This window comes from Arthrobacter sp. zg-Y750, from assembly GCF_020907365.1.
Taxonomy (GTDB): Bacteria; Actinomycetota; Actinomycetes; order Actinomycetales; family Micrococcaceae; genus Arthrobacter_B.
The window spans coordinates 19,613-40,254 of record NZ_JAJJOC010000010.1 but is presented as its reverse complement, the minus strand read 5'-3'; the positions used below and the strand labels follow the sequence as shown (position 1 = coordinate 40,254).

The window sequence follows — 20,642 nt, the reverse complement described above, 5'->3', positions numbered from 1 at the left end:
TTTCGCCCTGTACCTTCTCCCTAAGCCCCCGGGGGGGGCGCGCCCCCCCCCCCCCCCCCCCCCCCCCCCCGCCCGGATCCGGCTACATCTTGTTGATGGCCGGCGTCTTGATCTTGCGGGAATCCAGTACCTGGTCGATCAGGCCGTATTCCAGTGCGGCATCGGCGGTGAGGATCTTGTCCCGCTCGATGTCGGTGTTCACCTGCTCGGAGGTGCGGTTGGAGTGCAGCGCCAGTGTGTCTTCCAGCCACGTGCGCATCCGCATGACCTCGGCGGCCTGGATTTCCAGGTCAGAGGCCTGCCCGCCCTGTCCGCCGGACAGCGAGGGCTGGTGGATCAGCACGCGGGCGTTCGGCAGTGCCAGGCGCTTGCCCGGCGTACCGGCGGCCAGCAGCACGGCTGCGGCGCTGGCTGCCTGGCCCAGGCAAACGGTCTGGATCTCCGGGCGGATGTACTGCATGGTGTCGTAGATGGCCGTCATGGCCGTGAACGAACCGCCCGGGGAGTTGATGTACAGGGTGATGTCGCGGTCCGGGTCCGTGGACTCAAGCACGAGCAGCTGGGCCATGATGTCATCCGCGGAAGCGTCGTCCACCTGTACACCCAGGAAGATAATGCGGTCTTCGAAAAGCTTGGTGTACGGGTCCTGGCGCTTGAAACCGTAGGGCGTACGCTCCTCGAACTGCGGCAGGACGTAGCGGCTGGTGGGCATCTGCGGTGCTGCGGCGGAGCCGGCGGTGCCGAAGTTATGGTTCATGAATTACTCCTGAAGTATGCAAATGGAGGAATGGCAGGATGCGGACCTAGTCCTCGTCCTTGCCCTCTGCCTGGTCCTGGTTGGTTCCGCCGCCTCCGGTGACTCCGCCGGCGTGGGCGGAAATCTTGTCGAAGAAGCCGTATTCCAGGGCTTCCTGCGCGGTGAACCACTTGTCGCGGTCATTGTCCCGGAGGATGGTTTCAACGCTCTGGCCGGTCTGCTCTGCGGTCAGCTCGGCCATAACGCGCTTCATGTTCAGGATCAGCTCGGCCTGGATCTTGATATCCGAAGCCGTGCCGCCGATGCCGCCGGAGGGCTGGTGCATCAGGATGCGGGCGTGCGGGGTGGCGTAGCGCTTGCCCTTGGTGCCCGAGGACAGCAGGAACTGTCCCATGGATGCGGCCAGGCCGGTTGCCACGGTTACCACGTCATTCGGGATGAACTGCATGGTGTCGTAGATGGCCATGCCGGCCGTCACCGAACCGCCGGGCGAGTTGATGTAAAGGTAGATGTCCTTCTCGGGATCTTCGGCCGAGAGCAGCAGAAGCTGGGAGCAGATCGCGTTGGCATTCTCGTCCCGGACTTCCGAGCCCAACCAGATGATCCGCTCTTTGAGCAGGCGGTTGTAGATGTAGTCGTCCCGGCCGGCCGGGTCCACCGTTGCCATAGTGGGTGTGTTCGGTGCAGTTGCCATGAGTGACCTCTCGCTCTGGCAGGAACAAGGTGCCGGCTGTGCCGGCTGCTCCTGCCGTTTGTCTCTCCTAGGACACTAGCCTGTCAGCGCCGTGCCCGGCTTCCGTTTGGCAGGCTGTTCGCTGACGGCGCACGATGTGGATCACAGGGTCCGGTGGCGCCCGTGACGCCTCCGCGGCAGGCTGAAGCCCCGCCTTAACACACTGTCTTAAACGCACCGCGCCGCCGGCCCTTTCGGACCGGCGGCGCGGTGTGTATCGCTTCGAACCTTCGAAGGCTAGGCCTTGTCTTCGTTCTGCTCTTCGGTTTCTGCTGCTGCTTCAGCCTCTTCGCCGGCGGGGCGGACGAATTCGGTGAGGTCGATCTCGGCACCGGTGGTGTCGGTGACCTTGGCCAGCTCCAGGACCTTGGCCAGGGCCTTGCGGCGGCGGACTTCACCAACCATCATCGGCACCTGTCCGCTCTGGTCGATCAGCTGGGCGAACTGGTTCGGATCCATGCCGTACTGGCTGGCGCTGGAAACGATGTAGTCGATCAGCTCGTTCTGGTTGACGCCCACTTCTTCCTTCTCCGCCACGGCGTCGAGGATGATTTCGTTCTTGAAGGCCGCCTCGGTGTTGGCGCGGACTTCGGCGCGGTGCTCTTCGGTGTCGTGGTCGGCACCCGAGGCCTGGGCGCTCTCGGAGTTGAAGTGCTGCTCGATCTGCTCTTCGATGACGGATTCCGGAACCGGAACCTCAACGAGCTCCAGCAGCTTCTCCAGCACCTTGTCGCGGGCCTCGACGCCCTGCTCCATGAGCTTGGACTCGGCGGCGCGCTTGACCAGGTCCTCGCGCAGCTCGGCGATGGTGTCGAATTCGCTGGCCAGCTGGGCGAAGTCGTCATTGGCTTCCGGAAGCTCGCGCTCCTTGACGGCCTTGACCGTCACGGTGACCTCGGCGTCGGCGCCTGCGTGCTCGCCGCCGGCCAGCTTCGTGTTGAAGGTTGCGGATTCGCCGGTGCTCAGGCCGGTGACGGCCTCGTCCATGCCCTCGAGCATGGTGCCGGCGCCCACCTGGTAGGACAGGTCTGCTGCGGAGTCGACCTCTTCACCGTCAACCTTGGCGACGAGGTCCATGGTGAGGAAGTCGTCGGCTACGGCCGGACGGTCCACGGACTTCAGCGTGCCGAAACGGCCGCGCAGTTCGTCCAGGGCCTTGTCGACGTCGGCGTCGGAAGCTTCGGCAGGCTCAACCGTGACCTCGAGGCCGGCGTAGTCCGGGAGCTCGATTTCCGGGCGGATGTCCAGCTCGACAGTGAAGACCAGCTGGCCCTCGTCGGAGGCGGGGTCCGGAACTTCGGTGATCTCAACCTCGGGGCGGCTCAGGGGGCTGATGCCGGTTTCCTGAACTGCTTCTGCGTAGAAGCCGTTCAGTCCGTCATTGATAGCCGTCTCGAGGACGTAGCCGCGGCCTACGCGCTGGTCGATGATGCGGTTGGGAACCTTGCCCTTGCGGAAGCCCGGGACCTGCACCTGGGTGGCGATGGTCTTGTAGGCCTCGTCGATGCTCGGCTTCAGTTCCTCGAACGGAACTTCAACGTTGAGCTTTACCCGCGTGGGTGTGAGGTTTTCTACGGCGCTCTTCACAGCGTAAGTTCTCCTGAGGGTTCTGGGATTGGTCTGCACCATGGTTATACAGAGTCGGGGTGACAGGATTTGAACCTGCGACTTCCTGCTCCCAAAGCAGGCGCTCTTCCAAGCTGAGCTACACCCCGTCAGTGCACCTGACAGCCTACCTGCCCGAAAGCGGGTATGACGAATTCCGCAGCTGTCGGTTCCGGTGCTGGTCCGGTGTTGGTCCGGTGCAAGGCCCGGCCAGGGCCCGGCCAGGGACCGGCCCGGCCCTTGACCGGCAACACTGTTCCGCACCGATTACTCAGGGCAGGTTTTCCCGTGCTAAGGTAAAACCTGCCTTACGGCGCCGGGGATGTAGCTCAATGGTAGAGCCTCAGTCTTCCAAACTGATTACGCGGGTTCGATTCCCGTCATCCCCTCCACCTTAGAAGGGCCTTTTCCACAGGGAAAGGCCCTTCTTGCGTTAATGCCGCGCCCAGCCCCTAGTCCGCCTGGCAGGCCGGGCACCAATACAGTTTCCGGGCGCCCATTTGGGTCCCCGCCACTGCGGTGCCGCACCGCCGGCACGGCAGTCCGGTCCGCTTGTACACGTAGTGCGCCTCGGCCACCGGGACGGGCTCGGCCGGGTCTGCCCGGTCCTGCGGTTCGGTGGTGATGATCCGGCCCTGCCGCACGCCGTCGTTCATCAGGGCCACGACGTCGGCCCACAGGGCTTCCGCCTCGGCAACAGTCACATCCCGGCCGAGGCGCCAGGGCGAAATCCTCTGCCGGAACAGCACTTCCGCCCGGTAAACGTTGCCCACCCCGGCCAGGATCTCCTGGTTCATCAGGAGCAGCCCCACGGGTGAGCCCTTGCCGCGGACCCGCCGCACGAATTCCTGGACCGCTGCGGACGCAGAGGCGTCCGGTCCCAGCGGATCCGGTCCCAGTCGAGCCAGGACAGCAGCACGTTCCGAGTCCGTGATGACCTCGCACGCCGTCGGTCCGCGCAGGTCCGCCCAGCCGTGCTCCGACACCAGCCGCACCCGCACCGCACCCTTGGGCTCGGGCGGGCCGGCGTACCCCGCGCCGTCGTCGTCACCTGCGACTTCCCGCTCCCCCACCCGGCGGGGCGCGCCGATGCTGGAAGCACCGGCAAAAGTTTCATCACCGCCGAAATCGAAGGCACCGTACAGGCCAAGGTGGATGCGCAGGTAAAGGTCATGGTCGAAGCGCAGGAACAACTGCTTGCCGTGTGCTTCAGCAGTTTCCAGGACATGGCCGTCCAGCCGGGCGGCTCCCGCAGCGAAACGCCCCTGCGGGCTGCTGACCGCCAGCCGGGCACCGGCAAAGACGGAGGAGAACTGCCGGGCCAGCCGGTGGATGGAGTGCCCTTCGGGCATCAGGCGGTGGTGCCGGTGGCTTCGTAGCGCGCGATCTGCCCGATCCGGCGAACGTGGCGCTCGTCTCCGCTGAACGGCTCGGCGAGGAAGGCATCGATGATTTCCGCGGCTTCGTCCACGGTGTGCTGCCGCCCGCCCACCGCCACCACGTTGGCGTCGTTATGCTGGCGGGCCAGCCTGGCCGTATCCAGGTTCCAGGCCAGCGCGGCTCGGATGCCGCGGACTTTGTTGGCGGCGATCTGCTCACCGTTGCCGGAACCGCCAAGGACAATGCCCAAGGCATCGACGCCGGCCTCCCGGTCATCCGCCACCGCCTGTGCGGCGTTGATGCAGAAGGCGGGGTAGTCATCGTTGGCGTCGTATTCCTGCGGACCGTGGTCCACCACGTCGTAGCCGCTCTCCCGCAGGTGTCCAATCAGGTGGGAACTGAGTTCCATGCCCGCGTGGTCGGTTGCAATGTGCACGCGCATTCTAGGTAAGTCCATTCGGTGTTGGGGCCAGATGACACTTCCAGCGTAGCTTCAGCCTCTGCAGGGGCTGAAAATTCGTGAAAACATGCTTAGGCGCTAACCTCCGCGCTGCCGTTGCCGATAAGGCAAGTAGGACTATTTCGCCCCCAGGCAGACAACCACGCCCGTTCCCGGGCCCGGTTGCTGCCAGCAGCAGCACCTGTGCGCCGCGCCCCCAGGTCTCGCCTACAAGGATTTCCATTGAAAAGTGCAAAACTCGCCATGCTGGCCGTACTGGCAGCAACCCTGACGGCCGGCAGCCTGCCTGCCCAGGCCCCCTTCGAAGTGCCGCAGCCGGCACCCACGGACGTTGCCGGGTCAGGAGAGGCTCCGGCCGTTGATCCTGTGCAGTCCCCGGCTCCAGGCGAGGTCACCGAGCAGATGACGGCTCCGGCAGCGGACCCCGCGGCGCCCGCGCCGGTGACGGCTCCGGCAACTGACCCCGCGGCGCCCGCTCCGGCGACGGCTCCGGCTGCGGAGCCGGCGGCTGACGGAGGGTACGACCCGGTGGTTGGCGGCGGCTTCCCCGTACCCGGCCCCAATACCCCCATGGTGACGGATCCGGACGGTACCGTCCGTTCCGCCGTCGAAACCGATATCACGGCCGTGCACGGCCAGGAAGCGGGCACGTTCAGCTCCCGGAGCGGCGGCGCCGCCACGGCCGGCGGAGCGGCAGCCCGCAACGGCACCATCCAGGTGACACTGGTGTACGCAACCCTGACCGATAACCGCAACGGTGTAGACCAGGACGCGGCGTGGCACTCGGTGCTGGCTGCCGACACCTACTGGCGCAATGCCTCCAACCAGCGTCTCGGTATCAACATCGCCAACGCATACAGCATCAACAGCAACGCCAATTCCGGCATGGACTACTCGGTGATGATGGACCAGCTGAAAAGGGACATCGGATGGAGGGACACCGCCTACACGGCGCTGGTGGTCTACGTACCCGCCGCTGATCTGCGCAGCGGCGGCTACGGCGGCATCTTGGGCGGCGGATGGACCACCAACAACGGGACCGGCGGCACCGTGGTGATGCCGCGGCCGTCGAACTTTTCCAAGAACGTGGTCACACACGAACTGGGACACGTCCTCGGACTGCTCCACGCCAACAGCCTCAAGTGCGACAACGGGCGCTCCGATATCTGGGTAGCCAACGGCAGTTGGGCCGATCCGCAGTGCACCTCCCGCGAGTACGGCGACACTTCGGACCTGATGGGCTACGCCCAGTACAGCTTGCCGATGATCAATTCCTATTTCTGGGACTCCGGGGCGTTCGGCCGCGGTGACGAAATCTACAACGCGGGCACGCCCGCCCAGTCCGCGACCTATATCCTGCGTCCTTGGGCGGGATCGTCCGCAAACCGGGCCGTGAAGTTCCGTGACACCTCCGGAGAGACTTATTATCTGGAACTGCGGCTCCCCGTTGGCAACGACTCCTCCACGGCAGTCGGCGGAAACCGCGGAGTCAAGATTGTCAAGGCCGACCTTGCCAACAACTGGGCGGTCAATTCCCTGGTCATCGCACCGAATACCCGCGACTTTGCCGGTTACACCAACGCGAACAGCACCTGGCAGGCAGGACAGACCTTCGTTGCCCATACCGGCACCACGGTAAAGATCAACTGGATCGACAACGAGTCGGCATCCGTCACCGTCAGCGGAGGAGCAACTGCACGGGCGCTGGCTCCCATCCAGGAAATGCGGGCAGCCCACCCGGAACTTGGCAGCGCCACGTCCGAGGTCACCGGCGGTCTGCGCAACGGCGGCGCCTACCAGAACTTCCAGAACGGCGTCATCCTGTGGTCTGATGCCACCGGCGCCCGTATATCCTTCGGCGGCATCCGCAGCTTCTACGGGACCACCGGCTACCAGGACGGGTTCCTGGGCTATCCAACCAGCAACGAATACGGTGTGGCCGGCGGCGCAGCCCAGGACTTCCAGGGCGGCCGCATCTTCTGGTCAGCGAACACCGGCGCAAGCTACGTCTTGGGCGCCATTGGGAGCGCCTACATCAATAAGGGCGGACCCGCAGGTCCGCTGGGGTTCCCGGTGGGCAACGAATGGTCCCTCGGAAGCCGCGGCGGGGTTGTCCAAGCCTTCCAAAAGGGTGCCATTTACTGGACACCGTCCACCGGTGCGCACATTATCGGCGGCGCAGTCCAGACCTACTACGGAACGCAGGGCTACGAAGCCGGGTTCCTGGGCTATCCCACCTCGGACGAGATTTCCGGAGGCGGCGGTGTTATTCAGACATTCGAGGGCGGCGCCATTGCCTGGTCGCCCGAAACCGGCGGCAAGCACCTCTACAAGGGTATGGCTGCCTCTTACATGAACCACGGCGGCCCCGGCGGCGCGCTCGGCTTCCCGATAGGGGTAGAAAAGGGCCTCGCGACCCGGGCCGGTGCTACCCAGGAATTCCAGAAGGGCGCCATCTATTGGTCCCCTCGGACGGGAGGCGCCCCGGTCTTGAACGGACCGGTGCGGGACGCATATAAAGCCAAGGGCGCTGAAGCCAGCTTCCTCGGTTATCCCACCGCGTCCACCGTGAACATCGGCGGCGGATCCAGCCAGTCCTTCGAGGGTGGACGCGTCACCATGACGGCTGCCTCAGGCGTCCGAACGGTCTATGCCGGCATGGACAGCGGATACGCCCGCCTGGGCGGGCCCGGTGGAAGTCTCGGCTACCCGGTGGGAGATGAAACCGCCGCTGCCAAGGGCGGCGTGTTCCAGGCGTTCGAGAAGGGCAACCTCTACTGGTCCGCAGCTACCGGCAGTTATGCCGTTATGAAGGGCGCGCCCCTGGACGCCTACGGAAAGGCCGGGGCCGAAAATGGGCTTGGCTACCCCACCGGCAACCCGGCTTCCGTAGCCGGCGGGACCATCCAGTCCTTCGAGCGCGGGCGGATGGCCTGGTCGCCTTCATCAGGGGCCCGGCTGCTCTTCGGCGCGGTCGACGGCGCCTTCGCGGCCGCCAACGGTCCAGCCGGCCCCTACGGTTTCCCAACCGGCGAGGAAACCGCTTCCATCGGTTCGGGCATAACCCAGAACTTCCAGTACGGAACGATGTACTGGTCTCCCTCCACAGGGGCACAGTTTGTGGGAGGCGCGGTGAAGGTTACCTACGGACAGCAGAACAGCGAAAAAGGTTCGCTCGGCTACCCGACAACCAATGAGCGGCCAACCGCAGGCGGCGTGATCCAGGACTTCCAGGGCGGGTCCATCCTGTGGTCCCCGGCAACCGGCGCTTATACCGCATTCGGCGCCATCCGGGCCATGTACCTCGGCGCCGGCGGACCGTCAGGTGACCTGGGCTTCCCGGTGGGCGGCGAGAAGACCACGGCCCCGAACACGGCCTCGCAGGAATTCCAGCGGGGCACCATCCATTGGTCCGCCACCGGGGGCAGCCGCATCGCCTGGAAATAGCCGAGCGGCAAAAAAACAACACTGAACGGCGGATTGCTGCATAGCAATCCGCCGTTCTGCGCTTGGCAGGTTGCTTAGTAATGAGATGATATTCAGTAGATCAACAGTGTCCGGCAATTCCCGTGCCATCCATATAAATTGCCGGCCTCCTTTTCCGTTCGAAAGGCCTTACCTTGCCAGGTATGAATCTCACGCGCTCCGAAGCCCGTGAACGTGCAGAACTCATCAGCGTAGAGTCCTATGACGTCAATCTTGACCTGACCCGCGGGGACGAGGTGTTCGGCAGTACCACCGTTGTCCGGTTCACAGCCCGCCCGGGCGCCTCCACCTTCATTGATGCCGTCACGGACACGGTCCGCCGGGTCACCCTCAACGGGGTGGCGCTGGACCCGGCAGAGGTATCCGACGGCGTACGAATCTCGCTGCCGAACCTGGCCGAGTCCAACGAGCTGATTGTGGACGCCGACGCGCGCTACATGAACACGGGCGAAGGGCTCCACCGCTTCGTGGACCCGGTGGACAATGAGGTTTACCTTTACTCCCAGTTCGAGGTGCCCGATTCGCGGCGGATGTTCGCCGTGTTCGAGCAGCCGGACCTGAAGGCTGCGTTCCGCTTCACCGTGACGGCGCCGTCGCACTGGGACGTTATCTCCAACTCCCCCACCCCGGAGCCCGTCCCGGCCGGCGACCTTACAGATTCCAAGCCGAGCTCCACGTGGTCCTTTGCCCCCACGCCGCGGATTTCCTCCTACATCACCGCCCTGATCGCCGGACCCTACCAGTCCGTGCGCAGCGAGCTCACAAGCTCGGACGGCCGCACTATTCCGCTGGGCGTTTTCGCACGCCGCTCCCTGATGCAGTACATGGATGCCGAGAACATTTTCGAACTGACCCGGCAGGGCTTTGCATTCTACGAAGAGCAGTTCGGCGCCCCGTACCCCTTCGAAAAGTACGACCAGCTCTTTGTGCCGGAGTTCAATGCCGGCGCCATGGAAAATGCCGGCGCGGTCACCTTCCTGGAGAGCTATGTCTTCCGCTCCCGGGTGACCGAAGCCACCGTTGAACGCCGTGCCGTCACCGTCCTGCACGAACTGGCGCACATGTGGTTCGGCGACCTGGTCACCATGCGCTGGTGGAACGACCTGTGGCTCAACGAGTCCTTCGCCGAGTTCATGTCCACCCTCGCCGCCGCCGAGGCCACCGAATTCAAGCAGGCCTGGACCACCTTCGCCTCGCTGGAAAAGGCGTGGGCGTACCGTCAGGACCAGCTGCCCACCACTCACCCCATCGTCGCCGAGATCCGCGACCTGGAAGACGTGCAGGTCAACTTCGACGGCATCACCTACGCCAAGGGTGCCTCGGTGCTGAAGCAGCTGGTGGCCTGGGTGGGCCAGGACAAGTTCATGGCCGGTGTGCGCGAATACTTCGGCAAGCATGCCTGGCAGAACACCGAACTATCCGATCTGCTGTCCGAACTGGAAGCAGCCAGCGGCCGGGACTTGAAGGACTGGTCCGCCAAGTGGCTGGAGACTGCCGGGGTCAACACCCTGCGCCCGGAGTTCGAAACCGATGCGGACGGCACCATCACCTCCTTCGCCGTATTGCAGAGCGCCATCGAGGAATACCCGGTCCTGCGGCCGCACCGCCTCGCCATCGGCTTCTACAATCCGGACGAGGACGGCTTGCTGCAGCGCACCCACCGTGTGGAACTGGACGTCGACGGCGAACGCACCGAGGTGCCCGAGCTGGCCGGACAGTCCCGCCCGGCCCTGCTGCTGCTCAATGACGACGACCTCGCCTACGCCAAGATCCGGCTCGACGACGTCTCCCAGCGCACCGCCACGCGGAGCCTGCGCGACATCGCCGATTCCCTGCCCCGCACCCTTGTGTGGGCCGCGGCGTGGGACGCGGCACGCGACGCCGAGATCCCGGCCCGGAACTATGTGGAACTGGTACTGCAGAACATCGCGTCCGAGTCCGATTCCACCGTGGTCCAGGTCCTCCTGCGGCAGCTGGCCACCACGCTGGCCTTCTACGTGAACCCCGAGGACCGCGACCCCATGACCGTGGCCGCCGCGGAAAGCCTGTGGGAACTGGCCTCCGCTGCGGAACCCGGCTCGGATTCGCAGCTGCAGTTCGTCAAGGCCTTCGCCGCCCATGCCTCCTCGGATGAGCACCTGGATGCCCTGGCGGGCCTGCTTGACGGCGGCCGGACCCTGGAGGGGCTGTCCATCGATGCAGACCTGCGCTGGGAGCTGCTGACCGGCCTGGTCGCCGGCGGCCGGATGGGCGAGGCGGAAATCGCTGCCGAGCTCGAGCGTGATGCCACGGCAACCGGCGCCCTGGCCGCGGCCATGGCCCGCGCCGCGATCCCCACCGCCGAAGCCAAGGCCGCGGCTTGGGAAGCCATCGTGGAGCGTTCGGACATGCCCAACGCAGCCCAGCGCTCGGCCATCGCCGGCTTTATGCGGGTGCACAACACGGACCTGCTGGAACCGTACGCGCAGAAGTACTTCGACTCGATCCGTGATGTCTGGGCAGGCCGCACCCATGAGATCGGCCAGCAGATCGCCGTTGGCCTGTATCCAGCGCGGCTGGCCCGGCAGGACACCGTGGACCGGACGGATGCGTTCCTGGCCGAGCTGGGCGACGATGCGCCGTCCCTCCGCCGGCTTGTGCTGGAGAACCGCGACGGCGTGGTGCGCGCCCTGAAGGCCCAGGCTGCGGACCACTAGCCGTTTCTGCCGCGGTTTCCCGCGGTTCCCCCTCCTGCGGGCAGCGCGCACGGTACCTTGGAGAGCGTGAATCTCTCTGAGCACCGTTACACGCTGGACCTGGAATGGACGGGGAACCGCGGCGGCGGTACCGCCGGATACCGCAGCTACGGCCGCGACCACATCATCCGGGCCGCCGGACTCCCGGACCTGCCGGGCACCGCCGATCCCACGTTCCACGGCGACAAGGACCGGTGGAACCCCGAGCAGCTCCTGCTTGCTTCGCTGGCCCAGTGCCACATGCTCTCCTACCTGCATGTCGCGGTCCGGAACGGACTGCGCGTTACCGCCTATGCCGACTCCCCCGAGGGAACCCTCCGGTTGAACCGGGACGGCAGCGGGGAATTCACTTCGGTCATCCTGCGCCCGCGGGTCACCCTGGCGCCGCCCGCCGGAGCCGACGCCGTCGAACTGGCCACCGGCCCCATGCATGCCGAAGCGAACCGCCTGTGCTTCATCGCCCGAAGCGTGAACTTCCCGGTGGACCACCAGCCCGTGACGCTGCTGGGAAGCTAAGTGCGGCCTTCCGGCCCCGCGCCCGGGTAGCCTTAACCGGAAGAAGTTCCCTGTTCCGCTAAAGCGAAGGATGTTCAACAGCCCGTGGTTTCAGCTTCCGAAATAGACCTTTCCTCCGTGACCGTCGGCGACTTCGACTGGTCCGGCCTGATTGAAGCCGCGGTAATAGTCGTGGCCGCCTCCGTGGTCTGGTTCTTTGCCCGTTTCGTCATCAACCGCCTGGTCTCCCGTGCCCAGAAAGGCTATTCGCTCTTCCATTCCTCCAGGCTCAAATGGGCGCAGCCGGTCATGCGCAATCTGGATAAGAAGCGCCGCGCCCAGCGCGCGGACACCATCGGGGCCCTGCTGCGCAGCGCCGTGAATGTCTCCATCTGGACCGTGGCGATCATCATGGTGCTGGATGCCGTGGGCATCAACATCGCACCGCTGCTGGCCAGCGTCGGTATCGTGGGTATCGCCCTGGGCTTCGGTGCCCGCGAGCTGATCCGCGACGCGCTGGCCGGGTTCTTCATCACCATCGAGGACCAGTATGGGATCGGCGACGTCATTGAGGTGGGTGACACGGTGGGAACGGTGCATTCCGTTGGTATCCGCATTACCCGGATCACCGATGAGCGCGGAGTGATCTGGTACATCCGCAACGGCGAAATCGCGAAGATCGGCAACCGCTCCCAGGGCAGCTACACCGGCGACGTGGAGGCAACACCGGAGCCCGAACCCGGCACCGCCGGAGCAATCAACGACGGAATGGCTAAAAGTGAGTGATCCAACCCCGGACCCGGCGCCGGGCTTTTCCCTGCCGCTGCAGCCAACCGGCCAGCAGCCGTTCACCACACCGCAGTACAACTTCTACGAGGCCGTGGGCGGCCACGAGACGTTCGTGAAACTGGTGGACGTTTTTTACGAAGGTGTTGCCGAAGATCCGCTAATGCGGCCCATGTACCCCGAAGAGGACCTCGGGCCGGCCAAGGAACGGCTTTTGCTGTTCCTGGAGCAGTACTGGGGCGGGCCGAAGACCTACGGGGAGCAGCGTGGACACCCCCGCCTGCGGATGCGGCACATGCCCTTCCTGGTCACCCCCGCAGCCCGGGACGCGTGGCTGCGGCACATGCGCGCCGCCGTCGACGCCTTGGACCTTGCCCCGCTGCATGAAGAAACCCTGTGGGATTACCTGGAGCGGGCAGCCCACTCGATGGTCAACTCCGCCTAGCCCGGTAGGACGCCTAGCCCTACAGGACGGCCGGCATCCGGGTCAGCACGTGCCCCCGGGGCGTGCTGAGCCGCAGCCAGCGGCCGTTGCGGAAAAGCGCGGCGTCGCCGTCCTGCCCCTCCGGGCCGGCAGGCAGGAAGCCGAGCGAGAGCGCGGCGAACGCCGCCCCCGCCGGAACCGGGACCTGTGTTCCGCCCATGGGCTGGGACCAGACCCGGGTGCGTGCGCTGTGCACGACGGCGGCGCCCGGACTTGCCGGCAGCAGCGCCGCCACTTCCCGGATACCGCGGTGGGCGGTCTGCTCCAGCAGCTGGAGCGGAACTGCTCCTGCCGGCTGCCAGCCTGAGCGCGGCGCCGTAATGCCTGCCCACGTCTCCCTTACCGTCACCGGCGGTATCTGCAGCTCCGTCGCGGTGCCGGCCAGGCGGGCCAGCCTGTCCCCGACCGCGGCCAGCTGCACCGTAACGTCAAGCTCGGCGGGAGCGGCCAGCGGCATGGTCCGCAGCCCCAGGACCGTGGGGGTATCCTCCCCCAGGATGCGCGGCCGCAGGACGCAGACGTAGGCGGCCAGCACCCCGCCTACCGCCTGCAGCCGGATCGCGCCGTCGTCGGCAGCCCGGGCACGCACCACAAAGTTCCGGAAGTCGGCGCTGACCTGGGGATCGGCCAACTGCAGTTCGCTGTCCACGTCAGTTGACCTTTCCGGCGGCAGCTGCCGCGGCTGCCCGGAACGGCACCGGTTCACCCAGCCAGTGCTGCAGCACCAGCCGCTGGCCGTCCGTCAGCGGGGTGGGCCGGCCGGAAGCCGCGTCCACCTGCACCATGGCCGCTTCCGCGTAGGCATAAACCGTGCCGCGGTCCTCGTCTGCCACGCAGAAACCGTAGGACAGGCTCGAGGAGCCAACGCGGGTGACCCAGATGTCCACCCAGACCGGCTCGGTCCTGTGCAGGAGCGGGGCCCGGTACTCGATCTCCTGCCGGGCCACCAGGGCGGCTGTCCGGTCACCGGTCAGATCCCTGAAGGATCCCGGACCGCCGGCGTGCGCAGCCAGCGGCAGCATCCCCAGCCGGACCCGTGCTTCCTCCAGGAACTGGACGAACCGGACGTTGTTGATGTGGCCGTTGGGATCCTGGTCGCCGAAACGCAGGTGGACGGGGAAACGATGCATGCCTTCCATCCTCCCAGACAGTGAGCTTTGCCCTAAAACGCCGCGGCAGCCGCCCCGCGGCGGGAAACCGGGTTACCGCCCGGTATTTTTAACGTAAGAGTATTCTGCGGCCCCGCCTGGGGCGGTGCCGCCCCTTTCTGCTAGGAGACAGTCCCGCATGTCCATTGATGAACCCTTCGATCCCACCGCTTCCCTGTTGGAACTGCTGAACCTGAGCTCCGCCGGCGGTGCGAAGACGTACGAGGACATCTTCGTCGGAGGTTCCCAGAACGAACCGCGCAAGCGGGTGTTCGGAGGCCAGGTCCTGGGCCAGTCGCTCATCGCCGCGGCCCGGACCGTTCCCGAGGACCGCGTGATGCATTCCATGCACGGCTACTTCCTCCGGCCGGGAGACACCGAAGTTCCCATCACCTTCGGCGTGGAGCGGCTGCGCGACGGCAGGTCCTTCTCCGCCCGGCGCAGCCACGCCTACCAGAACGGCAAGCCGATCCTGTCCATGATCGCCTCCTTCCAGATTCCCGACTCGGGCATTGACCACCAGGAGGAAATGCCGGCGGGCATTCCGGAACCGGAGGACCTCCCCACCACCGCCGAACTGCTGAAGGGCTTCGACCACCCGGTGGCCGATGCATGGTCGCACCGCCGGCCCATGGACATCCGCCACGTCATGGACCCGGTGTATGTTCGGGCCGGCCGGGAGAAGACCCCGCACAACGCGGTGTGGATGAAGACCTTCAAGCCGATGCCCGACGGCGAGAACCTGCACCGCGCGGCCCTGGCCTATGCCAGCGACTACACCCTTCTTGAACCGGTGCTGCGCGGCCACGGCCTGTCCTGGACCACGCCCGGCATGAGCATCGCGAGCCTCGACCATGCCATGTGGTGGCACCGTCCGCTGCGCGTGGATGACTGGCTCCTGTACGTGCAGGAGTCCCCCAGCGCGTCCGCCGCCCGCGGCCTTTCCACCGGGCGGATCTTCAACCGCAGCGGCGAGCTCGTAGCCACCGTGGCGCAGGAAGGAATGGTGCGGGTGCCGCAGCTGTAACACCGCCGCAAAAAAGAGCTCCGCTTCCCGTCCGGGAAGCGGAGCTCTTTTATTGTCCTGCCGGCAGACCTAGTCGCGGGTCAGGCGGCGGTGTGTCACCCGGTGCGGCTTGGCCGCGTCGGGGCCGAGGCGTTCAATCTTGTTCTGCTCGTAGGACTCGAAGTTGCCCTCAAACCAGTACCAGTTCGCGGGATCCTCCTCGGTGCCCTCGAAGGCCAGGATGTGGGTGGCCACCCGGTCCAGGAACCAGCGGTCGTGCGAGACCACCACGGCGCAGCCGGGGAATTCCAGCAGCGCGTTCTCGAGGCTGGAGAGGGTTTCCACGTCCAGGTCGTTGGTGGGCTCATCGAGCAGGAGCAGATTTCCGCCCTGCTTCAGGGTCATGGCCAGGTTCAGCCGGTTACGCTCACCGCCGGAAAGCACCCCGGCCTTCTTCTGCTGGTCCGGACCCTTGAAACCGAAGGCGGACACATAGGCACGGGACGGCATCTCCACCTGCCCCACCTGGATCCAGTCGTGCCCTTCGGAGACGACCTCCCAGAGGCTCTTCTCCGGGTCGATGCCGCCGCGGGACTGGTCCACGTAGGAAATCTTTACCGAGTCACCGATCTTCAGCTCGCCGCCGTCGAGCTCTTCGAGCCCAACGATGGTCTTGAACAGGGTGGACTTACCCACGCCGTTCGGGCCGATAACGCCCACAATGCCGTTGCGGGGCAGGGAGAAGGACAACCCGTCGATCAGCTGCCGGTCGCCGAAGCCCTTCTGCAGGCCCTTGGCCTCCAGCACCAGTGAACCCAGGCGCGGGCCCGGCGGGATCTGGATTTCTTCGAAGTCCAGCTTCCGGGTGCGGTCCGCTTCGGCTGCCATCTCTTCGTAGCGTGCCAGGCGGGCCTTCGACTTGGTCTGGCGGCCCTTGGCATTGGACCGCACCCAGTCCAGTTCGTCCGTGAGGCGCTTGGCGAGCTTCTGGTCCTTTTTGCCCTGGACTTCCAGGCGCGCGCGCTTCTTTTCGAGGTACGTGGAGTAGTTGCCTTCGTACGGGTACAGGTGGCCGCGGTCGACTTCGGCGATCCACTCGGCCACGTGGTCCAGGAAGTACCGGTCGTGGGTCACGGCCAGTACGGCGCCGTGGTAGGAGGAGAGGTGCTGTTCGAGCCACAGCACGCTCTCGGCGTCCAAGTGGTTGGTGGGCTCATCGAGGAGCAGCAGGTCCGGCTTCTGCAGCAGCAGCTTGCACAGCGCCACGCGTCGGCGCTCACCTCCGGAGAGGAGGGTGACGTCGGCGTCCGGCGGCGGGCAGCGCAGCGCGTCCATGGCCTGTTCGAGCTGGGAATCGATGTCCCACGCATCGGCGGCGTCGATGGCTTCCTGCAGCTTGCCCATTTCCTCCAGCAGGGAGTCGAAGTCCGCGTCGGGCTGTGACATCTCTTCAGAGATCTCGTTGAAGCGCTGGATCTTGCCGTAGATCTCGCCTACGCCTTCCTGGACGTTGCCCAGGACGGTCTTTTCTTCGTTCAGCGGCGGCTCCTGCAGCAGGATGCCCACCGTGTAGCCGGCGCTGAGCCGGGCTTCACCGTTGGAGGGGGTGTCCAATCCGGCCATGATTTTCAGGATGGTGGACTTACCCGCACCGTTGGGACCCACCACGCCGATCTTGGCACCGGGGTAGAAGGACATGCTTACGTCGTCGAGGATTACTTTGTCGCCAACGGCCTTGCGGGCCTTGGTCATCGTGTAGATAAATTCCGCCATATCTACAAGGCTAATGTGTCAGCGCCGATATATTCCATTTATCCGGATCCGGCACGACAACCGGGCCGCCCCGACGCATCCGTATCGGTCAGTTCCCCACGAAACAGCGTCCGCCGGCGAGGACCGGCAGGACGCTGACCGTGACCTTGCCGTCCCGGACTTCGCCGAAGATACATTCACCGCCCTCGACCGCTGCCCCCTGGATGGCATCGACGTCCAGGCCGGTGGGCGTTCGGTCCGCGGACACCTCCACGCTCGGCTCGGCAAAACCGGCGGCCACGAAAGCCTGCATGATGCCGCTCCGGTCAGGTGAAGGTTCCGCCCCGGCCAACTCTTCCAACCGGGCCTTCAGCGCCAGTGCTTCCGGGCTGTCCCCGGCCTGCCGGGCCGCTGGATCCTCAGTTTGGGCGCCGGCATTTTGGGTGCCGGCCCCGGACGGTACCGGCTGGCCGGACTCCCCCGCAGCGGCCCCGCAGCCTACTGCCCCGACGGCGAGCGCCATGGTTAACAGGAGCACGGCCGGTACCCGGAGGAAGGTGCCGGGTGCCGTGGGCACCAGGGAGGGCGTTCGGCTCGGGTCATGTGTCACCGGGCGATTGTGTCATGCAGCACAGGAAGTGGCCACCGAACCCGCTGAACGTCAACGCGCTAGAACGGAGCGGCGGCACGGTCCCGTTCCGGCTGGTCCGCGTCTGCGTCAGCATCTCCTCGGCCCGGTGATTCGTCCCTTCCGCCGGGCTGGAGGGAATCCGCATCCTGGTCTGCATCGGGAAGTTCACCGGTCAGCGGATCCGCCAACCGGCCAAACGAATCGGTGAGGTCCGTGTCCTGCCCGAACGGATTGGCTGCCGCATCGGGGCTTCCAACCGGATAGCCGTCAGGGCGGGACCCTGCGTCGGCGCGGTCGCTTGTTCCGGAGACCGTGCGCCGGAAGCTGGCTGTTCCCCACATCAGGTCGTGGCCCACGGTGTCTGCATCAATGTCGGCGCTGGTACCGCTGCGCCCGTCCTCCGTTGCCCACTGTCGGAGCCGGAGCCGCCCCGTGACCACCACGCGGTCTCCCTTGTGGATGCTGAACGCCGCGTTGGTGGCGAGCTGGCGGAAGAGGCTTACGGCGTACCAGTTGGTCTGGCCGTCCAGCCAGCTGCCCGCGTCCCGGTCATAACGCCGCTCCGTGGTGCACATCCGGAAGCTGGCTACGGCCAGTCCGTTGTCGGTGGTGTTCTGGCGCAGTTCGGTGGCTACATAGCCGCGGAGCGTAATGGTGTCACTCATAGTGTCCTGCCTTCGGGTCGTTGGGTCCGGCCAGTCTTCTCCGCTGCACCGTCCCGGTCCGCCTCCAGACGGGCACGTGTGGACGCCGGACGGATGCAGGACCTCCCGGGGATCCTGTGGAGGAAAGGCTGTCCCTGCGTCAAACCGGCGGTTCATTCTGTGCCAGGGCCCAGCAGGCAAAGTCGCTGATAGCCGCTGCCGCCGCGCGGGAACGAACCGAAGCGAAGTAATCAAAGGAGTGCTGGGCCCCGGGAAGCGGGCACCAGACCACGGGACGGCGGGACACTCCCCGCAGCATGTCCGCGAAGCCCCTGGCGTGGCCAATGGGCACTACGTTGTCCTTGCATCCGTGGAGGATAAAAAACGGGGGTGCGTCCGGCCGGGCGTACGCTGCCGGTGTGCTGCCGGGGTCCTCCCCAGCCACCCGGCCGTAATAGCCGTACAGGCATACTGCCGCCGCTACGGACGTGTCGGTTTCCTCGAAACCGGGCTGCAGCTCCGGACGGTTGGCGGTCAGAGCTGCAAATACCGCCAGGAAGCCACCGGCGGAACTCCCCGCCACAACCGGCGGTCCGGTGCCCACACCGTGTTGGGCGCCCTGGGTGCGCACCCATGCAATGACACGTTTGGCATCCACCGCATAGTCCGGGAACTGCGCCCCGGGTGCGAGCCGGTAGTTGGCGCTGATACAGCTCCAACCTCGGGAGGCCAGCAAATACAGCAGATACAGGGCTTCCCGGTCCTTCGCCCCGGAGACGAACCGCCCGCCGTGAAAGTGTACAAAGACCGGTCCTGCCTGCGGCCCGCCCCGGGGCAGGTAAAGGTCAAGGGTGTTGTACTTCCCCGCAGGTCCGTACTGCAGGTTGCGGATGTGCCTGACACCGTGCAGGCGGCGCCGGAAGGGCAGGAAGATCCCGGCCAAGACATCCCGCAGCCCGAAGGGAGCATGCTCAGGCCCCGTGGAGTAACGGTGCCCGCCGGCCGAAAGGCCTTCGTTCAAGGCCTGCACGGGAGCGGTGCTGCTGCGGACCGCACGCCATCCCGTCAGCAGGAGCCCCGCCGCGACCAGGACCATGCCGGCAGCGCCCGCCGCGCCGGCAGGTGTGGACGTGTCCCCCTCCACCACCGCCAGCACCGTCGCGGCTGCACCCAGCAGAAGCGGGAAAACCGGAGCTTCGCTGAAGGTCATTCCGACGATGTACGCGCCGGTCGAGAGCCGGGACCTCCCCTTTCCCGGCGGCCACAGTGCGCAATATGTGCTGAGCCCGAGCAGCAAAACGGTGAGGAGGTAACCGGCTGGCACTGCAGCTCCTTTGAGCGTGCCTGTCCTGACCGGCCTGAGCCTACGCTGCCATGCCCGGCACGCGCAGCGCGTGCCGGGCATGGCGTAAGGGAGCGGACACAAAAAAGTGCCCCCGGCGCGACTCGAACGCGCAACCTACGGATTAGAAGGCCGTTGCTCTATCCATTGAGCTACGGGGGCAACCACACGATGATACTACGGACCCTGCCCCGCCCTGCCCCTGGGCCTTCCCGCCGCAGCCCCGCCCCCGTGCGGAAGCCACGCCAAAAAAAGAATTCGAATTCCGTGCATCCATTCCGCCTGCCCCGGAAGTAGTAGGGGTGTAAGTCAAAAACCCGTACCGGTGGGTGCGGCAACTAAAAGGAGCACAGACCATGCGTAAGACCGCAACCGCTATCGCGGCCCTCGGCGTAGGCGCCGCAACAGCGTTCTCGGCCGTACCGGCCTCCGCCGCCGATACCGACACGGCTAAGCTCTCCGTCCTGCACGCTGTGCCGGACACTACCGTTGACGTGTACGTCAACGGAACGCTCACCCTGGATAACTTCATGCCAGGCCAGATGGCCGGGCCGCTGGACCTGCCTGGCGGCAACTACCAGCTTGCCATCACCGCCGCGGATGCGCCGGATGCCTCCGCGCCCATCATCGGCCCGATCTCCGCGGACCTCGCGGCCGGCGGAAACTACACGGCCACGGCAAATCTGGACGCCTCGGGCAAACCCACGGCCAACCTCTTCACCAACGACACGTCCATGGTGGAAGCCGGCAAGTCCCGGCTCACGGTCCGCCATGTGGCTGCCGCCCCCGCAGTGGATGTCCTGGCCAACGGTTCCCCTGTGATCCAGGGCCTGACCAATCCCAATGAAAAGGTCCTCACCGTCGACCCCGGAACAATCTCCGCCTCCGTTGCCGCCGCCGGAACTACCGATCCGGTTATCGGTCCGGCAGACCTCGCGCTGGGTGAGGGCACCAACACCATCGTCTACGCCTGGGGATCGCTGGAGGCCGGAAACCTGGCCCTGGCTACCCAGACCATCGACGGGATGGCCTCGGCTCCGCACGCAGTCCCGGGTGCACTGGAGCAGGCAGGCCAGGACCAGCAGGGCACGGTCGCTGCCGCCGCTGCCGGCGGTGCCGCCCTTCTCGCCCTGGGCGCCGTCCTGCTTCGCCGCCGCACCGCAGCCGGCAGCAAGTAGTACGGACCACCCCAACCCCC

Annotated in this window: 18 protein-coding genes and 3 tRNA genes; 8 read left to right on the top strand and 13 right to left on the bottom strand. The window is 66.0% G+C overall.

Features of this window, described 5'->3' with window-relative positions; translation table 11 throughout:
• Positions 1 to 82: 82 nt before the first annotated feature.
• The 4 genes from LOC57_RS06940 to LOC57_RS06925 form a co-directional block, all read right to left on the bottom strand.
• Positions 83 to 757: an ATP-dependent Clp protease proteolytic subunit gene (locus LOC57_RS06940; protein ID WP_227901554.1), complete on the bottom strand. Its 675-nt coding sequence runs from the start codon at positions 755 to 757 to the stop codon at positions 83 to 85.
• 46 nt (positions 758 to 803) lie between these two features.
• Positions 804 to 1,424 (bottom strand): ATP-dependent Clp protease proteolytic subunit, encoded by a 621-nt coding sequence (locus LOC57_RS06935; protein WP_227901586.1) that lies wholly within the window; start codon positions 1,422 to 1,424, stop codon positions 804 to 806.
• A gap of 303 nt (positions 1,425 to 1,727) precedes the next feature.
• On the bottom strand, positions 1,728 to 3,077 hold the full coding sequence (tig, locus tag LOC57_RS06930; RefSeq protein ID WP_227911640.1) for a trigger factor: 1,350 nt from the start codon (positions 3,075 to 3,077) through the stop codon (positions 1,728 to 1,730).
• Positions 3,078 to 3,131: 54 nt separating this feature from the next.
• A tRNA-Pro gene (locus tag LOC57_RS06925) sits at positions 3,132 to 3,205 on the bottom strand.
• A 208-nt stretch (positions 3,206 to 3,413) separates the two neighbouring features.
• Between LOC57_RS06925 and LOC57_RS06920 the strand changes: the two genes are divergently transcribed.
• A tRNA-Gly gene (locus LOC57_RS06920) sits at positions 3,414 to 3,487 on the top strand.
• A gap of 60 nt (positions 3,488 to 3,547) precedes the next feature.
• Here LOC57_RS06920 and LOC57_RS06915 read toward each other — a convergent pair.
• Positions 3,548 to 4,447: an Fpg/Nei family DNA glycosylase gene (locus LOC57_RS06915; RefSeq protein WP_229958856.1), complete on the bottom strand. Its 900-nt coding sequence runs from the start codon at positions 4,445 to 4,447 to the stop codon at positions 3,548 to 3,550.
• A complete protein-coding gene (locus tag LOC57_RS06910; RefSeq protein ID WP_229958854.1) occupies positions 4,447 to 4,917 on the bottom strand; it encodes a ribose-5-phosphate isomerase in 471 nt (156 codons plus the stop codon). The genes LOC57_RS06915 and LOC57_RS06910 overlap by 1 nt, the downstream gene beginning before the upstream one ends.
• A 240-nt stretch (positions 4,918 to 5,157) precedes the next feature.
• On the opposite strand from LOC57_RS06910, the gene LOC57_RS06905 reads away from it, so the two are divergent.
• The 5 genes from LOC57_RS06905 (at position 5,158) to LOC57_RS06885 (ending at position 12,882) form a co-directional block, all read left to right on the top strand.
• Positions 5,158 to 8,382: a zinc-dependent metalloprotease family protein gene (locus LOC57_RS06905; protein WP_229958852.1), complete on the top strand. Its 3,225-nt coding sequence runs from the start codon at positions 5,158 to 5,160 to the stop codon at positions 8,380 to 8,382.
• 182 nt (positions 8,383 to 8,564) lie between these two features.
• On the top strand, positions 8,565 to 11,117 hold the full coding sequence (gene pepN / locus LOC57_RS06900) for an aminopeptidase N (RefSeq protein WP_227911644.1): 2,553 nt from the start codon (positions 8,565 to 8,567) through the stop codon (positions 11,115 to 11,117).
• A gap of 66 nt (positions 11,118 to 11,183) precedes the next feature.
• Positions 11,184 to 11,672 (top strand): OsmC family protein, encoded by a 489-nt coding sequence (locus LOC57_RS06895; RefSeq protein WP_229958850.1) that lies wholly within the window; start codon positions 11,184 to 11,186, stop codon positions 11,670 to 11,672.
• Positions 11,673 to 11,756: 84 nt separating this feature from the next.
• Positions 11,757 to 12,437 (top strand): mechanosensitive ion channel family protein, encoded by a 681-nt coding sequence (locus tag LOC57_RS06890; RefSeq protein WP_227911646.1) that lies wholly within the window; start codon positions 11,757 to 11,759, stop codon positions 12,435 to 12,437.
• 31 nt (positions 12,438 to 12,468) lie between these two features.
• Positions 12,469 to 12,882, top strand: coding sequence for a globin (locus LOC57_RS06885; RefSeq protein ID WP_442860140.1), 414 nt, complete (start codon positions 12,469 to 12,471; stop codon positions 12,880 to 12,882).
• Positions 12,883 to 12,901: 19 nt separating this feature from the next.
• Here LOC57_RS06885 and LOC57_RS06880 read toward each other — a convergent pair whose 3' ends face one another.
• Positions 12,902 to 13,570, bottom strand: coding sequence for a hypothetical protein (locus LOC57_RS06880; protein ID WP_227911647.1), 669 nt, complete (start codon positions 13,568 to 13,570; stop codon positions 12,902 to 12,904).
• A gap of 1 nt (position 13,571) precedes the next feature.
• Positions 13,572 to 14,051 (bottom strand): acyl-CoA thioesterase, encoded by a 480-nt coding sequence (locus LOC57_RS06875; protein WP_227911648.1) that lies wholly within the window; start codon positions 14,049 to 14,051, stop codon positions 13,572 to 13,574.
• Between the two features lie 157 nt (positions 14,052 to 14,208).
• Here LOC57_RS06875 and LOC57_RS06870 point away from each other — a divergent pair, with 157 nt between their 5' ends.
• Positions 14,209 to 15,096 (top strand): acyl-CoA thioesterase, encoded by an 888-nt coding sequence (locus LOC57_RS06870; RefSeq protein WP_227911649.1) that lies wholly within the window; start codon positions 14,209 to 14,211, stop codon positions 15,094 to 15,096.
• Between the two features lie 69 nt (positions 15,097 to 15,165).
• On the opposite strand, the gene ettA is transcribed toward LOC57_RS06870, so the two are convergent.
• From ettA to LOC57_RS06845, 5 genes are all read right to left on the bottom strand, one after another.
• Complete coding sequence (gene ettA, locus LOC57_RS06865) at positions 15,166 to 16,848, bottom strand: energy-dependent translational throttle protein EttA (RefSeq protein WP_227926119.1); 1,683 nt, start codon at positions 16,846 to 16,848, stop codon at positions 15,166 to 15,168.
• Between the two features lie 88 nt (positions 16,849 to 16,936).
• The gene (locus tag LOC57_RS06860) at positions 16,937 to 17,437 is read right to left on the bottom strand and encodes a DUF6993 domain-containing protein (RefSeq protein ID WP_227911651.1); all 501 of its coding nucleotides are present in this window, start codon (positions 17,435 to 17,437) and stop codon (positions 16,937 to 16,939) included.
• A 59-nt stretch (positions 17,438 to 17,496) separates the two neighbouring features.
• Positions 17,497 to 18,123, bottom strand: coding sequence for a single-stranded DNA-binding protein (locus LOC57_RS06855; RefSeq protein ID WP_227911652.1), 627 nt, complete (start codon positions 18,121 to 18,123; stop codon positions 17,497 to 17,499).
• Positions 18,124 to 18,262: 139 nt separating this feature from the next.
• A complete protein-coding gene (locus LOC57_RS06850) occupies positions 18,263 to 19,312 on the bottom strand; it encodes an alpha/beta hydrolase (protein WP_229958848.1) in 1,050 nt (349 codons plus the stop codon).
• Positions 19,313 to 19,533: 221 nt separating this feature from the next.
• Positions 19,534 to 19,606, bottom strand: a tRNA-Arg gene (locus LOC57_RS06845).
• A gap of 194 nt (positions 19,607 to 19,800) precedes the next feature.
• Here LOC57_RS06845 and LOC57_RS06840 point away from each other — a divergent pair.
• A complete protein-coding gene (locus LOC57_RS06840) occupies positions 19,801 to 20,622 on the top strand; it encodes a DUF4397 domain-containing protein (protein WP_227926116.1) in 822 nt (273 codons plus the stop codon).
• Positions 20,623 to 20,642 lie beyond the last annotated feature (20 nt).

Coding starts and splice junctions, on each gene's coding strand:
- ettA (WP_227926119.1), bottom strand. CDS start 16,848: ATGGCGGAATTTATCTACACGATGACCAAGGCCCGCAAGGCCGTTGGC.
- pepN (WP_227911644.1), top strand. CDS start 8,565: ATGAATCTCACGCGCTCCGAAGCCCGTGAACGTGCAGAACTCATCAGC.
- LOC57_RS06915 (WP_229958856.1), bottom strand. CDS start 4,447: ATGCCCGAAGGGCACTCCATCCACCGGCTGGCCCGGCAGTTCTCCTCC.
- LOC57_RS06840 (WP_227926116.1), top strand. CDS start 19,801: ATGCGTAAGACCGCAACCGCTATCGCGGCCCTCGGCGTAGGCGCCGCA.
- LOC57_RS06910 (WP_229958854.1), bottom strand. CDS start 4,917: ATGCGCGTGCACATTGCAACCGACCACGCGGGCATGGAACTCAGTTCC.
- LOC57_RS06935 (WP_227901586.1), bottom strand. CDS start 1,424: ATGGCAACGGTGGACCCGGCCGGCCGGGACGACTACATCTACAACCGC.
- LOC57_RS06850 (WP_229958848.1), bottom strand. CDS start 19,312: ATGACCTTCAGCGAAGCTCCGGTTTTCCCGCTTCTGCTGGGTGCAGCC.
- LOC57_RS06875 (WP_227911648.1), bottom strand. CDS start 14,051: ATGCATCGTTTCCCCGTCCACCTGCGTTTCGGCGACCAGGATCCCAAC.
- LOC57_RS06855 (WP_227911652.1), bottom strand. CDS start 18,123: ATGAGTGACACCATTACGCTCCGCGGCTATGTAGCCACCGAACTGCGC.
- LOC57_RS06870 (WP_227911649.1), top strand. CDS start 14,209: ATGTCCATTGATGAACCCTTCGATCCCACCGCTTCCCTGTTGGAACTG.
- LOC57_RS06940 (WP_227901554.1), bottom strand. CDS start 757: ATGAACCATAACTTCGGCACCGCCGGCTCCGCCGCAGCACCGCAGATG.